Raw genomic sequence first — 14,759 nt, 5'->3', positions numbered from 1 at the left:
CGTTTTGGGAGGTTGACGTGCGGGAAAGGTCTCAGCGCCCGTTGAATTCGGCGAGCGCCTCGGGAAGGAACGCTTCCTGAAGGTCCGAGAGGAAAAGAAGGCCCTTTTCCGTGGGCGCGATACGCGCGGGGTCGGCAACCAACAGGCCGCTTGCGCGCAACTCTTCGAGTTTGAGCTCGATCACGAAGAGCGGCACCCCCGTGCGCGCTTCGAAGAGTTCCGCGGGGACGCCCTCTGCGAGGCGCAGGGCGTTCAGCATGAATTCGAAGGGGCGTGCTTCGGACTCGACCTCAAAGGCCGTTTCCGCCCCCGACCCGCACGACTCGATTGCCGCGAGGTACTTGGCAGGCGACGCAAAGCGCGCTTCGCGCCGCACCGAAAAAGTGCCGTCCGGATTCGCGAGCGTCACCTTGCCGTGCGCTCCCGCACCCGCCGCGACGTAGTCGCCGTAGGTCCAGTAATTGAGGTTGTGGCGGCAGCGGCGGCCTTCCTTTGCATAGCCCGACACTTCGTAGCGGCGAAAACCCGCGTCGGCAAGCACCCGCTCGACGAGTTCGCCCATGTCGGCCGCAAGATCCTCGTCGGGAAGATCCGACGGGGGGCGCTTTGCGAAGGCCGTCCCCTCTTCGATCGTGAGCTGATAGAAGGAGAGGTGCGTCGCGGCCGAGTCCGCCGCTTCCCGCGCTTCGCCGCGCAGCATCTCGAGCGTCTCGCCCGGAAGCGCGAACATCACGTCGAGATTGAAATTCTCGAAGACGCGCGCCGCCGCGGCGACGGCGCGCCGGGCTCCCGCCGCATCGTGAATGCGCCCGAGGCGCTTCAGGCGCTCGTCCGAGAAACTCTGAATCCCGAGCGAGAGTCGATTGACGCCCGCCGCGCGAAAGCGCTCGAACTTCGCCTCGTCGGCCGTGCCGGGGTTGGCTTCGAGCGTGATTTCGGCATTCTCGGTGACGGGCCAGATCGAGCGCACGCCCGTAAGAAGCCGCTCCAGGGCTTCTCCCGACATGAGGCTCGGAGTGCCTCCCCCGAGAAAGATCGTTTCGATGGGGCGGCGCTTGGCGGCCTCGGGCCAGGCGGCAAGATCGACGAGCATCGCCTCGACGTAACGCATCTCGTCAAGGCCCGCAGGCGCCCGGTGCGAATTGAAGTCGCAGTACGGGCACTTGCGCACGCACCAGGGCCAGTGGAGGTACAAGGACATGGGCGGAAGGCTCGGAGCTTTCGCCCCGTGCGCCTTGCGGCGCGCGTCGAGCGTCGTCATCACATCCACCGCGCGCGCATGAGTTCGGCCATGGCTGCAAGCGCCCGGGCGCGATGGCTCACGCGGTTTTTCTCTTCGGCCGTGAGTTCCGCGGCGGTCTTACCGAATTCGGGCACGTAAAAGTGCGGGTCGTAGCCGAAGCCCCCGTCGCCCGCGGCCTCGTCGACGATTTCGCCCTGCCAGACGCCTTCGGCAACGAGCGGCTCGGGGTCCTCGGGGTGGCGCACCGCCACCAGAAGGCACGTGTAGTGCGCGCGGCGCGTGGCGGCGCCTTGGAGCTTCTCAACGAGCAGGCGGTTGTTGGCCGCATCGTCGTGCCCGCCCGCAAAGCGCGCGGAATGCACGCCCGGACACCCGCCGAGGGCGTCCGCGCAAATGCCCGAGTCGTCCGCCATGGCGGGCAAACCCGTTTCGCGCGCGGCGTGGCGGGCTTTCGCAAGCGCGTTTTCGAGGAACGTGCCGAAGGGCTCGTCCGCCGAACCGACGCCGAGCTCGCCCTGCGGGACGATGCGGATGCCGAGTTCGCCGAACATCGCCTGGAATTCGCGGACCTTGCCCGCGTTGTTCGAGGCGAGCACGAGGGTTTTCGTCGTATCGGGAGTCGTCATGAGTGTTCTTCCAAAGCAAAAACGGATGGATTCGCGTATCAGAGAGGAGCGGCGAGCGCTTCGCGCTGCAGGCGCGCAAGCTCCAAGTTGCCGCGCTTCGCGAGCGCCAAAAGCGCGGCGAGCTCTTCTTCGGAAAAGGGGACGCCCTCGGCCGTCCCCTGAATTTCGACGAACTTCCCTTCGCTCGTCATGACGACGTTCATGTCCGTGTCGCTCGAGCTGTCTTCGACGTAATTGAGGTCGAGCACGGGGCGGCCGTTCGAGACGCCCACCGAGACGGCGCTCACCTGCGCGAGAATCGGGTCTTCGGTGATATCACCCTTTTCGAGCATCCCCGTCACCGCGTCGCGCAACGCCACCCAGGCGCCCGTGATCGAGGCGCAACGCGTGCCGCCGTCGGCCTGGATCACGTCGCAGTCGATCTTGATCGTGAATTCTCCGAGCTTCTTGCGGTCGACGACGGCGCGAAGGCTCCGCCCGATCAGGCGTTGGATTTCCTGCGTGCGGCCCGTCTGCTTGCCGCGCGCCGCTTCGCGGTCGCAGCGCGTGCCGGTCGCACGCGGCAAAAGGCCGTACTCGGCCGTCACCCAGCCTTCGCCGCGACCGCGCAGAAAGGGCGGAACGCCCGCTTCGACGCTCGCCGTGCAGATCACCTTCGTGTCGCCCGCACAGACGAGCACGCTCCCTTCGGCGTACTTCGTGTAACGACGCACGAACACGGTGGGACGCAACGCGTCGTCCGAACGCCCGTCGGGACGGGCGGGATAAGTCTGGGTCCGATTTGCTTCGGTCATGAGTGGTCTCCGATGAGGAACGATTGGCGCCGTCATCGTAGCAAAGGCGCGCGCGACGGGTGAGAAACGAGCGCTGCGCTCGAGAGGACTCGGCGGAGAACGAAGAAAGAGCCGTCCGGTTCTCTTCCAACCGAACGGCTCTTCTCGGGTGCTTCTTGGATGACTCTCGAGCGCTTACTTCGTCGCCTTCGCGGCCTTTTCCTTCGCGAGGATGTCCATCACGGCCATGCGGCCCGAGTTGATGGCGAAGGCCGAGGCGGTCCCTTCGCCCACCTTCAAGTCGTAGCTGTCGCCGTAGACGCCGCCCGCGTCGTGCCCGGTCGCGTAGAGCCCCGGAATCACGCGGTCGTTCTTGTCGAGCACTTCGAGGTTTTCCGTCACCTTGACGCCGTTCAGGGACGTGAGCGTATTGAGCTTCCCGCGGATCACGTAGAAGGGTCCCGTGGCGACTTCGCGCAGGTAGTAGGGATCTTTGCCGAACTGGTCGTCACGACCCTGACGGGCGAATTTCGTCATGTTGTCGCACGAGCGCTTGAGCGTGGCGGGATCCATCCCGGCCTTCTTTGCGACCTCTTCGATCGTGTTACCCACAAAGACGTTGCCGAGCTTTTCATTCGCTTCGATCAGGCGGTCGAGTTCGGTCGCCTTCTGATGGCGCTGAATGAAGTTCCCGCACGGGTTGAGGTAACCCTTCCCTTCCGTTTCGAGTTCCTTCTTCGTCGTTTCGTCGAAGACGACGTACGTCCATTCGCCCGAGCGCGCGATCGCGTTCGAGGCGGTCGGCCAGTCGATCGTCAGTTCTTCGTCGAAGAAGCGGTTCCCGGTAGCGTCGACGTAAAGGAGTCCCTGACGGAAGATCGCGCGCAGCTCTTTGTTGGGCCCGTTGCAAATCGCCTCGCCTTCGGCGGGCATGAAGGCGCCGTTGATCATCATCGGACCCATGTTGTCGCCGACCGCCCCGACGGAAAACGCCATCTTGATGCCGTCGCCCGTGCGTCCCGGGGAGCCGACCGGAATCATCTCGATCCCGGTCGTCTTTTTGACGAGGTCGGTATCGAAGTTGTAGCCGCCCGTGGCGAGAATGACGTACTTCGCCTTGACCGTCACCTTTTCACCGTCCTTGTCGACCGCTTCAACGCCCGCAACGCGGCCGTTTTCGGTGATGAGCTTTTGAGCGGGCGTCGAGAGAAGCAGTGTGCCGCCGCCCTTCTTGAAGTGCTCCACCATCGCCTTCGGAAGCGACCCCGCCGACGGATAGATGTGCCATGTGAGATCCTTCTTGTCGCGCCAGGCCGTTTTGACTTCTTTCCAGTGCACGCCGTGATCCCACACCCATTGGATCGTGTCGCCCGAAAGGTCGACGAACTTCTTCATAAGCGGCGCGTTGAATCGCCAGTGGTGATACTGCGCCATCTGCTTGAAGGCTTCCGTCTTCGTGAGCGTCACGCCCGCCTTCTTCTGCATGAAGCTTTCCGCGGCGAAACTTCCTTCCATGAAGTTCCCCGCACCGCCCGCATAGGCGTTTTTCTCCAGCATCACGACGGAGAGCCCGCCTTCGACGGCGCTCACGCCCGCAACCGTCCCCGAGGCGCCCGCCCCGACGACCGCCACGTCGACGTCGTACGTACGATCGGCCCAGGCGGGAGCCGACGCGATCGTACCGAGTGCGGCGAGAGCCGCGGTGAGAGTCCGAATGCGCATAATCTTTCCTTTTTTTGAAAAACCTTCACGTTGAAGTCCGAACGGAGCACGAAATGCGAAGGAGTCCTTTTTCGCTTTGAGCTCCCGACCCCGTCATTTTCGAAATGCGCGGCTTCGCGCAACAGGTTCAAAAGAGCCGCTTCACGGTCGGGACTTTTTCCTAGAGACGCTCGAAAGGAAACAGTTCATCATCGGGATGATCGCCCCCTAAGTCGCCGACGGCCGTGCCCGCGGCGACGGGAAACGACATTAGGAATGCGAAAGGAAACCGACATGCCGAATCCGACCGTCTCGCCCATACGAAGCGGCGCGTCGATGCTCGCCGCGCTCCTCGACCAACGGTTCGACGCGGACGCGTCGAGCCGGCCGTCGGCCGTTGCACCCGAGTTGCGTTTGGCCTCGGACCCCGTGATGCCCTGGGTGACGCCGAAAGTTCCCCGGGTGCTCGCGGACCTCATGCGCGAAGTCGGTCGGACGGTCGAACTCGATGCGGGAGCGTACGTGTTTCCGCCCCAGACGAGCTTCGGCGCGCTCGTGCTCCTCACGGACGGGCTCGGGGCGCGCGCCTTCGGAAGTCCCCTCAACCAGAAGGCAAGTGCGATCGCACTCAGCATTCCGGGGCGTATTCTCGGCGGCAACCACTGCTTTTGGTCCGAGCGCCCCGGGATCGGTCGCTACGTGACGCTCACGCCCGCCCGGGTGGTGTTCGCGCCGCGCGCGGCCCTCAAAGCGCGGCTTCGCGCCGAGCCCGAGCTCCTGGAACTCGCCGCCGCCGAGCTCGACCTCTGCCTTCAGTCGGATCGTATCGGGTTCGGCGCCATCGCGCTTTTGTCCGTACGGATGCGACTTTTGCTCTGGGCCCTCACCTGGGGACTCGTCTACGGGGAGCTTGCGGGCGACCGCGTGCGCATTGCGCCGTCGCTTCCCGTCGAACTGCTCGCTTCGGTCGTAAGCGCCAACGTTTCTCAAGTAAAGCGCGACCTCGCCCTTTTGCGCGACGCCGGAGACTGGAAGCGCACCGACACGGGAATCGACGTGCGCGCGGCGCTCTTTGACGAACCGTGGCAGTGGTTGCGCCGCTCCGAAGAGCACGTGTCGCTCCATCCGCGTCCGGCCGACTGGCGGGTGCTCTTCAAAACGCCGCGACGACGGCTTGAGGCCGAACTCTCGGGGCGCCCTGTTCCTTGAGGGGGCGAAAGACCGAAGATCTTCGCCGAACGGCTTTTCGGTAAACCAAGAGGGCTTCTCTGTGGTTTCCCGTTCGGATCTTTCTTAAAATGCCGGGCACGGCCGGCCGCGGACCGATCGGGACGACGAACACCGCGGTGCCGTTTTTGTTTTTTCTCGAAGAAGAGGATCTCCATGGCCCATGTTTCCAGCATGACCGGTTACGCCCTCGCCGACGGCTCCACGCCGCTCGGCACCGTGGCCGTCGAATGTCGCGCGGTCAATTCGCGCTTTCTCGACCTCACGCTGCGCATCGACGACGCACTGCGCTTTACGGAGCCGCTCATTCGCGAAACGCTCCAGAAGCGCGTGGGCCGCGGCAAGCTCGAAGTGCGCGTGTCGCTGCGCCAGAACGACGCGGCAATGCCCGCCTCGGTGCACCGCGAATCGCTCGAACGATTGATGGCCCTTCAGCAGTCGATCCTCGACACGGCGCGCGACGCGCGGCCCTTGTCGGTAGCGGAGATTCTCGAGATGCCCGGCATCGCCGCGCATCCCGCCACGGACCGCGATGCGGTGACGCGCGACGTCTTGGCCGTGCTCGATAAGGCGCTCGAGGGCTTTTGCGCCGCCCGCGCCCGCGAGGGCGCGGCCCTGGCCGACGTCATCCGCGGCTACTGCGACCGCATGGAAGCGACCGTCACGGAAGTGCGCGGCGAGATTCCGCGCATCATCGAACACATCGAAGGCAAGCTCACCGAGCGCCTCGAAACGGCGCTTGCGCGCACGCTCACGGAAAAGAGCACGCTCGACCCCGCGGAAGTGTCGGACCGCATCCGTCAGGAAGTGACCCTCTACGCCATTCGCCTCGACGTCGACGAAGAGATCAACCGTCTCCTCACCCACATCGCCGAAGTGCGCCGCATTCTCGAAAAGGGCGGCCCCGTCGGTCGTCGACTCGACTTCATGGCGCAGGAAATGAACCGCGAAGCCAACACGCTCGGCTCGAAGGCGGCCGCGATCGAAATGACGAACGCGTCGCTCGCCTTGAAGATCGTGATCGAGCAGCTGCGCGAACAGATCCAGAACCTCGAATAACCGTTTCTTTGTGGGACCTACCATGACCGAACAGCTTCTCACCCCGGTGCACCCCGGGCGACTCTTTCTTGTGACGGCCCCGTCGGGTGCCGGCAAGTCGACGCTCGTCAACGCGCTCCTCGCACGCGAACCCGCCATCAAGCTTTCCATTTCGCACACGACGCGCGATCCGCGTCCGGGCGAAGAAAACGGCCGCGAATACCACTTCGTCACCGAACAGGAATTCCGCGACATGGAGCAGCGCGGCGACTTCCTCGAGTCCGCCCTCGTTCACGGCAACCACTACGGCACGAGCCGCGTGTGGATCGAAAAGGAAATGGCCGCGGGGAACGACGTCCTTCTTGAAATCGACTGGCAGGGCGCGCGCCAGGTGCGCGCCCGCTTCCCCGGCACCGTCGGCATCTTCATTCTTCCGCCCTCGATCGAAGCGCTTGAATGGCGTCTCAACCACCGCGGCACCGACAGCGCGCAGACGATCACGCGTCGTTTGCTCGGCGCCGGCGCCGAGATGGCGCATGCCTCGGAATTCGAGTACGTTATAATCAACGAAGATTTCGACAAGGCACTCGAGGAAATGGTCGCCGTCGTCACCGCAAGCCGTCTCGCCTTCGGGCAGCAGGCGGTGCGCCATCGGACGCAGTTTGCCGCGCTCGGCGTTCCCGTTCCTCCCGTCGCCTGACCGCCCGCGAGGGCTCAGAAGGGGGTGATGCGGAGGACTGCATCGCCCCGCTTTTCGTCGACATACGATCGACTTCCGACCCCCCTCTGCTTTTTTCACACTCACACGCTCCGAATCCAAATGGCCCGTATTACCGTTGAAGACTGCCTGAAGAAGATCCCGAACCGCTTCCAGATGGTTCTCGTTGCCGCTTACCGCGCGCGCCAGATCACGCAGGGCTACGCCCCGAAGGTCGACGCCAAGGACAAGCCCACCGTGATCGCGCTTCGTGAAATCGCGAAGGGCGAAGTGGGTCTCGAAATGCTCCAGCGCGTGCCGTAATATTGATACACGCACTGAAGCCCCCAGAGCTCCGTCGGCCGGACGTCCCGGGAGGTGCGCCAAGCACCCGCGGGGCCCGGCCGAATTTGTTTTCGGACTCGCCGTTTTTCGGCATCCCCGCCTTCGAGCCCGGGTGCCGCAAACTCCCGCGAAGCGCTTGAGTCGATCGGGGTTTCGGCAACAAAAAAACAACGCTTCCGGAAGGATTCCCGTCATGACCGTCGACATTCCCCCTTTGCCCGAGGACCTCTACGCCACGCGCGACGAGGTTCCCGACGCCGAGCCGCAGCCCTTCCCTCAGGCCGCGCGCTCCGTTTCGCCCTTCCGGTTTGCTCAGAAAAACGACAAGGTCGAACGGCCCCGCACCTACGCGTCGCCGCACCCGAGTCGTCTGCCCGACGCCGACCTGCCGCTTTTCACCCCCGAGCCGCCCGCGCCGATCGTCACCGCCGCGCAGCTCCTTGATACGATCAAGGTGTACCTTTCGCCCTCGGACGTCGAGAACGTTCGACGCGCCTACCGCTATGCCGACAACGCCCACCTCGGGCAGTTCCGCAAGTCGGGCGAGCCCTACATCACGCATCCGCTTGCCGTCGCGGGCATTCTCGCCTCCTGGCGCATGGACGCACAGGCGATTGCCGCGGGCCTCATGCACGACGTTCTCGAAGATACGCAGACGAGCAAAATCGAGATGACGAACCTCTTCGGCTCCGAAGTGGCGAACATCGTCGACGGCGTCTCGAAGCTCGACAAGCTGCGCTTCTCCTCGAACGAAATCGCCCAGGCCGAAAGTTTCCGCAAGATGCTCCTTGCGATGTCGCGCGACGTGCGCGTCATCCTCGTAAAGCTCGCCGACCGTCTGCACAACATGCGCACCCTCGGCGTGATGCGTCCCGAAAAGCGCGCCCGCATCGCCCGCGAGACGCTCGACATCTACGTGCCGCTCGCGCACCGGTTGGGTCTCAACAACGTCTTTCGCGAGCTGCAGGAACTTTCGTTCGCGAACCGCTACCCCTTCCGCTACAAGGTCCTCTACGAGAACGTTCTGAAACTGCGCAACGAGCGACGCCCCGTTCTTGAGCGCATCATGAACGAGACGCGCGAGCAGTTCGCCCGCGACGGGATCCGCATGCGCATTCTCGGGCGCGACAAGACGATTTACGGCATCTACAACAAGATGCGCGAAAAGCACCAGTCCTTCTCCGACGCGCTCGACATTTACGGCTTCCGCGTGATCGTGCGCACGCTCGACGACTGCTACCTCGCGCTCGGGTGCCTCCATCGCCTCTACAAGCCCGTGCACGCGCGCTTCAAAGATTTCATCGCGATTCCGAAGATGAACGGCTACCAGAGCCTTCACACGACCGTAATCGGTCCGGACGGAACGCCGATCGAATACCAGATCCGCACCGAAGAGATGCACCGCATCGACGAGGACGGCATCCTCGTTCACTGGCTCTACCGCGACCAGGACGCAAGCGGCCTTCAGTCCCGCACGACCGCCTGGCTCCAGAACCTCCTCGAAATCCAGCGCACGAGTACCGACAGCGCGGAATTCCTCGAAAACATCAAGGTCGACCTCTTCCCGAACCGCGTCTATGTCTTTACGCCCCAGGGGAAGATCATCTCGCTGCCGCGCGGCTCGAGCCCGATCGACTTCGCGTACGAAATCCACACCGACGTCGGCAACCACGCCAAGGCGGCGCGCGTGAACGGCGAACCCAAGCCCCTCACGTGCGAACTCCGAAACGGCGACAAGGTCGAAATCGTCACGAGCCCCGACGCCTCGCCCTCGCCCGCGTGGCTGGAGCACGTCCATTCGGGGCGCGCCCGCGCCGAAATCCGTCAGTACCTGCGCAACTGCCAGTTTGACGAATCGGTGAGGCTCGGGCGTCTGGCGCTCGAAAATCTGGCCGAAAGCGAAGGGGTCGACCTCTCGGCCCTGGCCGACGACGTACGCAAGCTCGTTCTCAAGGAGTTCGGGGCCGAGAGCCTCGCGTCCCTCTACGCCGCGATCGGCCTCGGGAAGTGTCTTCCCGCCGCGGTGCTCCACCGCATACTCACGATCCGCAACCAGGTGCTTGCCGAAAAAGGCGAACACCGGGCGCAGGCCGACAATCTCCCCGCCGTCGTCATCAAGGGAAGCGAAGGCGCGGGGCTTCACCTCGCCCCCTGCTGCCACCCGATTCCGGGCGACCGCATCCGCGGCTTCAGCCGCCCGGGGCAGGGTCTCACCGTGCACCGCGCCGACTGCATGCACGCCAAGCGCGGCGCCAAGGCCGATCCCTCCCGCTGGATGGACGTCCAGTGGAGCGACGTCCCGCAGACGGAGCCGCGCTTTGCGGTGCCGCTTGAAATCCTCGTCGACGACGCGCACGCGGGGCTTGCCGCCGTGGCCACGTCGGTGGCGAAGGCGAATTCGAGCATCGTCGGCTTGGCGCTTGACGAAGCGGACGGCACCTGCATCGTCCGCCCGATCGTTCAAGTGCGCGACCGCGACCATCTCGTACACGTCATGCGCACGATCCGCCAGAACGAGGTCGTACGCAAAGTGAAGCGCATCCTCGACGACCGCAAGGCCGGAAAGGAGCCGAAGGCCGCGAAGGGTCGCCCCCACGACGATGACGCCTCGTCCTGACGGAGACACCCTCCGTTCGCGAGCTCTGAAGCTCGAAGATCACCCCGCGCCTTGTTCGTCCCCGCGATGCCAAGCGCGGGGTTTTCGTTGCAAACGATCGGGATGCTTCCCGTGAGTACTTTCCCTCTTTCCCCTTGCGGGTCGCTCGGGCGTAGGATTTTCCGAACCGTTCGCACCGATCCGAACATCCGCAAGAAGCAAGAACCCAGGAGGAAGCATCATGACTCACATTCCGCCCCTTCGTACCGACGTTCTCGCGCGCCTTCAAGCGCTCAAACGCCACCCCGCCGTCGACGCGGCCCTGCGGGACCTCGAAGCGCACGCGCCTCGGGCGATGGAACTTCAGAAGTCGCTCTGCGAAATTCCCGCTCCGACCTTTCACGAGGAGACGCGTGCGGCGGAGATCATGCGGCTTATGAAAGCCTTCGGACTCGAAGACGTGTCAATCGATGCGGTCGGGAACGTGATCGGACGTTGCCCCGGTCGGGGTACGGGGCCGCGCCCCTTGCTCGCCGTGGGCGCACACATGGATACGGTCTTTCCGGAAGGCACCGACGTCACCGTGCGACGTGAAGGGAACCGCTACTACGGCCCGGGGATCGGCGACAACTGTGCGGGGCTTCGCGCGATGCTCGAAGTGCTGCGGGCGATGAGAGCGCACGGTCTCGCGACCGAAGCCGACCTCCTTTTCGTCGGCACGGTCGGAGAAGAAGGAAACGGCGACATTCGCGGATCGAAACACCTCTTTTCCACGGCCCCCGCGCCCGACGGCTTCATCGCGGTCGACAACACGGACGTGGGTCGAATTCTGCACACCGCCATAGGCTCCCACCGCTGGCGCTGCACGGTAACGGGCCCGGGCGGGCACAGCTTCGGCGCCTTCGGCGAAGTGCCGAGCGCCGTTCACGCCGTGTGCCTAGCGGGCGCGCGCATCGCGCACCTCAAGGTACCGAAGGAACCGAAGTCATCCTTTACGATCGGCACGATCCGCGGAGGGACGTCCGTCAACACGATCGCCCCGTCGTGCTCGGTCGACATCGACATCCGCAGTTACGAGAACCAACCGATCCTCGACGCGGAACGGGCGATTCGCACGGCGTTCGAAGAGGCGATCTCCGAAGAGCACGCCATTTGGGGCATCACGGACCCCGAGAAGATGCTTCGCGTCGAATTCGAGCAAATAGGCAACCGCCCCGCGGGACGCCGTCCCGACGACTGCCCCGTGTTGCAGGCGGCGCGCGCCGCGCAGTCCGTGCTCGGGATCGAACTCACGAACTACGGCGCCTCTTCGACCGACGCCAACATGCCCGTGAGTCTCGGCATTCCCGCGACGTGCCTCTCGGCAGGCGGCGTGCAGAAGCGCACCCACACGGTCGACGAGTACTACGACGACATCAATCCGCACCTCGGACCGCAGTTGATTCTCCTTACGGTGCTCGCCCTGGCGGGGTCGGTCGATGCGGGACTGAAGCCTCTGCTTCCGAAGCGCTCTTCCTGAGCGCCCGACCGCCGAAGCGACGTCTGAAGACGCTCGCTCCCTCACTCACTCACTGAAGGAAACGCCCCGCGGATCGCGATCCTCGGGGCGCTTTTGTTTCGGGGGGCGGCTCCAACCGTCCCGATCCGCGCTTACGGCAGGGGCTGCTCGTTCGTGTAGGTCACTTCGAGAATTTCGAGCGTTTCAACGCCCGCGGGGTGCGTACTCGTTGCGGGCGTCGGGAGCTTCACCTCGTCGCCCTCGAAGCGCTTCAAGAAGACGCGCGCGATGGGGCTCACCCAACTCACGTCGCCGTGCGCGACGTCCGCTTCGTCGATGCCGACGATGCGGATCTTGTGCTCCTCGCCCTTTTCGTCGGCGTAGAGCACCGTGGCGCCGAAAAAGATCTGGTCCGTGGGCGGACGCGACGCGGGGTCGACGACCTCGGCATTTTCGATGCGCTTGTTGAGAAAGCGGATGCGGCGGTCGATCTCGCGCAAGCGGCGCTTGCCGTAGAGGTAGTCGCCGTTTTCGCTGCGGTCGCCGTTGCTCGCCGCCCACGAAACGACGTTCACCACCTCGGGACGCTCGACGTTCACGAGGTGTTCGCGTTCGTCCAGAAGCCTCCGGTAGCAGGGGGGCGTCATGTAGTTCTTGGTGTTGGGCGGAAGTCCGGACAGTCGGACTTCGTCGTCATCGTCGTTGTCGGCCATGCGTGCCTCGTTCGGAAGTCGTTTCGGGAAGACGCGCGCGAAAAGCGGCCTCCTCTCATCGGTGTGCGACCGGTTGCGAACGCGCTTCTCCTTTTCGGGAGGGCGCCGCAAGCGGGGCGGATTCCGAAAATTATAGAGAGCCCCCGCGGGGTCGGAGAGAAAGCGCTTCGGAGGGACTTCGACCCTCAGCCTTGCAGTCGGTAGCCGACCGGGCGCATTTTCTTCACGACCCGACCCGCCGCCTCGGCCGCCTTCAGCCAGTCGCGCACCTGTACGGATTCGAGCCCCGTTTTCGCCTGGAGGGTGTCCTTCGTTTCGTACGCGTCGCGCTCGAACGCGCAAAGAAAGAGCTCGAGAAAATCCCGTTCGAGCACGGGCTCTTCCGAAAAGAGAGAGCGTTGCAGAGCGAAGCGCTTTGGCGTAATCGAGACGCGCGCCGCGTCGCCCGCGGCGCAGGCGCTTTTCAGCCACTTGGCGGCCTGCTTCTTGTGGAGTCCCAGCGTATCGGCCAATTCGTCCTCCGAAACGCAACCCGACAACCGTTCGCCCCACTGTGCGAGGAAGAGCCCGTAGAAGCGATCGTGCACGGTGGGTTTCGGCCCCTTGGGGCCCGTTTCGCGCGTCGAGGAGGTCGCCCCGACGCGTTGCGACTCGTCGTCGGGGACGAGCGTGAGGGTTTCGCGCTTTTCGGGCACGACGGGCGCCGTCGGTTCCGTCTGCGCAGCGGGCGCCACAGGAGCAACGGGAGCGGACTCGACCGCCGGAGCGACGGTCGCAACGACCTCGATCGAGTCCTCGGCGTCGGCCGAAAGTTCGGCGGAAGGCTTGGAAGGCTCGGGAGGCACTTCGGCGGGAATTTGAGCGGGGACTTGCGCGGGAATTTCGACGGGAACTTCAACCGGGCAACGCGCTTCGAGTTCTTCAAGGAGCGCCGCGTCGGCATTGCTCGCATCGTCCGCAAAGCGGCCGATCGCCTCTTCGTGCGCGAACACCGTCCCCGGCGCAAAGAGCGCGCGGAACCTTTCGTTCGAGGCGAGTTCACTCTCCGTGAGCGGCGCCGCACCGTTCGCAAGAAACGCCGAGCGGATCGCCTCCGGAACGTATTCCGACACGCGCGGGCGTCCCCAGCCCTTTTGAAGAGCGAGTCGGAAGCCCGGAAGGCGCTGCGCCCCCTTGTCGGATGCGAGTAGAAGGAGCGCGGACGCCGCCGCGCAGACGAACGTCTGGTTGCGATCCTTGCCGGCCGTACGCTCCTTGTCGGAGGGGACGTCGGGATCCGTCGCGGAAAGGACCGCGAGGACCTTGGCGTCGATCGCCTTCGCCCATTCGCGTTTGCGGGCAAGCTCAATGAGGCTCCCGTCGACGAAGACCGCGGCGCCCGCTTTTTCTTCGAGCGCCGTCATGACGACGAGACTCTCGGTGCCGCCTTCGGGCGACACGACAAGCGTCGCGCCCGCTTCCCGGGTCAAAGCCGCGATGCGCGTCGTTTCGGGCATCTGTCGGGCGGAGGCGACGTTCGGACCCACCGCGCCGATGAGGGGTTGGCGCGTAAAGAGCGCTCGGGGGCCGACACCGAAAAGAACGGTCGGAGCGCTCGAGCCGAGGCGCTCCGTAAGAAGCGCCGGGTAATCGGGATCGAGTTGCGTGAGGAGCCACACGTTCTCCGCGCGCCAGGCGCGAAGCTTTTCCAAGAGGCGCGCACCGCGCCCGAGAAGCTCGCGCAGCCGTCCCGAAGAGAGCGCCGTCGCGGTGAGGAAACGCGCGTCGCCGAGCAGCACCTCGGCCGACGACGCGTCGAGCAGCACCCCGGGATTCGAACCGCGCTCGCCCAGGGCGTAGACCAAGCGCGCCCATTCCGCACCCGTCAGGGGTTCGGCACTCCCGGCCGCTTCGACTCCGGAAGCGGGCGCCAGGGGCGCGGTCAACAAAAGGAGAACCAGACGGCTGGAGAGATTCATGGCGCTTCCAAAAACAGAGGACGGTCCGCCGAAGCCGAGAAGATCGAGCGTCGACGCCGCTTTTTCCGATCCTAGAAGAATACACGTTCGCATCGGACGCTTTCGTCGGCGCGCGGGAAGGCTTCTCGCCGAACACCCCTCAATACAACGACGAATCGTTGTGAGACCCCTGATTTACAGAACGCAATCCGAGCGTCGAAAATTCGGACGGCTCCCCGTCCACACTGTTGCGTTTTCGCACCATGCGCGCGAAGGACTCAAGCAATGGCCGGTCGGAAGCCCCTTGGCGATGCCTCGGTGCCTCGGTTCCTTGGAAGAGGTTCTCTTTTCCAAAAACGCGCTCG

General features: G+C 64.6%; 12 protein-coding genes. 6 read left to right on the top strand and 6 right to left on the bottom strand.

The features are described from left to right. Positions 1 to 31: 31 nt before the first annotated feature. From hemW to S6FBBBH3_RS02770, 4 genes are all read right to left on the bottom strand, one after another. A complete protein-coding gene (gene hemW, locus S6FBBBH3_RS02785) occupies positions 32 to 1,261 on the bottom strand; it encodes a radical SAM family heme chaperone HemW (protein WP_120176322.1) in 1,230 nt (409 codons plus the stop codon). Beyond that, positions 1,261 to 1,869: an RdgB/HAM1 family non-canonical purine NTP pyrophosphatase gene (gene rdgB / locus S6FBBBH3_RS02780; RefSeq protein WP_120176321.1), complete on the bottom strand. Its 609-nt coding sequence runs from the start codon at positions 1,867 to 1,869 to the stop codon at positions 1,261 to 1,263. The genes hemW and rdgB overlap by 1 nt, the downstream gene beginning before the upstream one ends. A 38-nt stretch (positions 1,870 to 1,907) precedes the next feature. Further along, complete coding sequence (gene rph / locus S6FBBBH3_RS02775) at positions 1,908 to 2,663, bottom strand: ribonuclease PH (RefSeq protein ID WP_179950563.1); 756 nt, start codon at positions 2,661 to 2,663, stop codon at positions 1,908 to 1,910. Positions 2,664 to 2,837: 174 nt separating this feature from the next. Further along, complete coding sequence (locus S6FBBBH3_RS02770) at positions 2,838 to 4,364, bottom strand: FAD-dependent oxidoreductase (protein WP_120176319.1); 1,527 nt, start codon at positions 4,362 to 4,364, stop codon at positions 2,838 to 2,840. A 273-nt stretch (positions 4,365 to 4,637) separates the two neighbouring features. Here S6FBBBH3_RS02770 and S6FBBBH3_RS02765 point away from each other — a divergent pair, with 273 nt between their 5' ends. The 6 genes from S6FBBBH3_RS02765 to S6FBBBH3_RS02740 all read left to right on the top strand — a co-directional run bounded on the left by S6FBBBH3_RS02765 (position 4,638) and on the right by S6FBBBH3_RS02740 (position 11,765). Further along, the gene (locus S6FBBBH3_RS02765) at positions 4,638 to 5,552 is read left to right on the top strand and encodes a hypothetical protein (RefSeq protein WP_123957627.1); all 915 of its coding nucleotides are present in this window, start codon (positions 4,638 to 4,640) and stop codon (positions 5,550 to 5,552) included. A gap of 174 nt (positions 5,553 to 5,726) precedes the next feature. After that, positions 5,727 to 6,629, top strand: coding sequence for a YicC/YloC family endoribonuclease (locus tag S6FBBBH3_RS02760; protein ID WP_120176317.1), 903 nt, complete (start codon positions 5,727 to 5,729; stop codon positions 6,627 to 6,629). A gap of 22 nt (positions 6,630 to 6,651) precedes the next feature. Continuing rightward, positions 6,652 to 7,308 carry a guanylate kinase gene (gmk, locus tag S6FBBBH3_RS02755; RefSeq protein WP_120176316.1) on the top strand — a complete coding sequence of 219 codons (657 nt, stop codon included), beginning with the start codon at positions 6,652 to 6,654 and terminating at the stop codon, positions 7,306 to 7,308. A 120-nt stretch (positions 7,309 to 7,428) separates the two neighbouring features. Beyond that, positions 7,429 to 7,629 carry a DNA-directed RNA polymerase subunit omega gene (gene rpoZ / locus S6FBBBH3_RS02750; protein WP_120176315.1) on the top strand — a complete coding sequence of 67 codons (201 nt, stop codon included), beginning with the start codon at positions 7,429 to 7,431 and terminating at the stop codon, positions 7,627 to 7,629. A 214-nt stretch (positions 7,630 to 7,843) separates the two neighbouring features. Next, positions 7,844 to 10,267, top strand: coding sequence for a RelA/SpoT family protein (locus S6FBBBH3_RS02745; protein WP_120176314.1), 2,424 nt, complete (start codon positions 7,844 to 7,846; stop codon positions 10,265 to 10,267). Between the two features lie 220 nt (positions 10,268 to 10,487). After that, entirely contained in the window at positions 10,488 to 11,765 is a 1,278-nt protein-coding gene (locus tag S6FBBBH3_RS02740; protein WP_120176313.1) for a M20/M25/M40 family metallo-hydrolase, read from the top strand. Positions 11,766 to 11,896: 131 nt separating this feature from the next. Here the strand turns inward: S6FBBBH3_RS02740 and greB are convergent, their stop codons facing one another. Continuing rightward, complete coding sequence (gene greB, locus S6FBBBH3_RS02735) at positions 11,897 to 12,457, bottom strand: transcription elongation factor GreB (RefSeq protein WP_120176312.1); 561 nt, start codon at positions 12,455 to 12,457, stop codon at positions 11,897 to 11,899. 185 nt (positions 12,458 to 12,642) lie between these two features. After that, positions 12,643 to 14,415, bottom strand: coding sequence for a DNA-processing protein DprA (locus tag S6FBBBH3_RS02730; RefSeq protein WP_170143797.1), 1,773 nt, complete (start codon positions 14,413 to 14,415; stop codon positions 12,643 to 12,645). Positions 14,416 to 14,759 lie beyond the last annotated feature (344 nt).

The sequence above is a fragment of the Sutterella megalosphaeroides genome (assembly GCF_003609995.1).
Classification (GTDB): domain Bacteria; phylum Pseudomonadota; class Gammaproteobacteria; order Burkholderiales; family Burkholderiaceae_F; genus Sutterella; species Sutterella megalosphaeroides.
The sequence above is the reverse complement of the archived record's forward strand: the minus strand, read 5'-3'. Positions and strand labels throughout refer to the sequence as shown.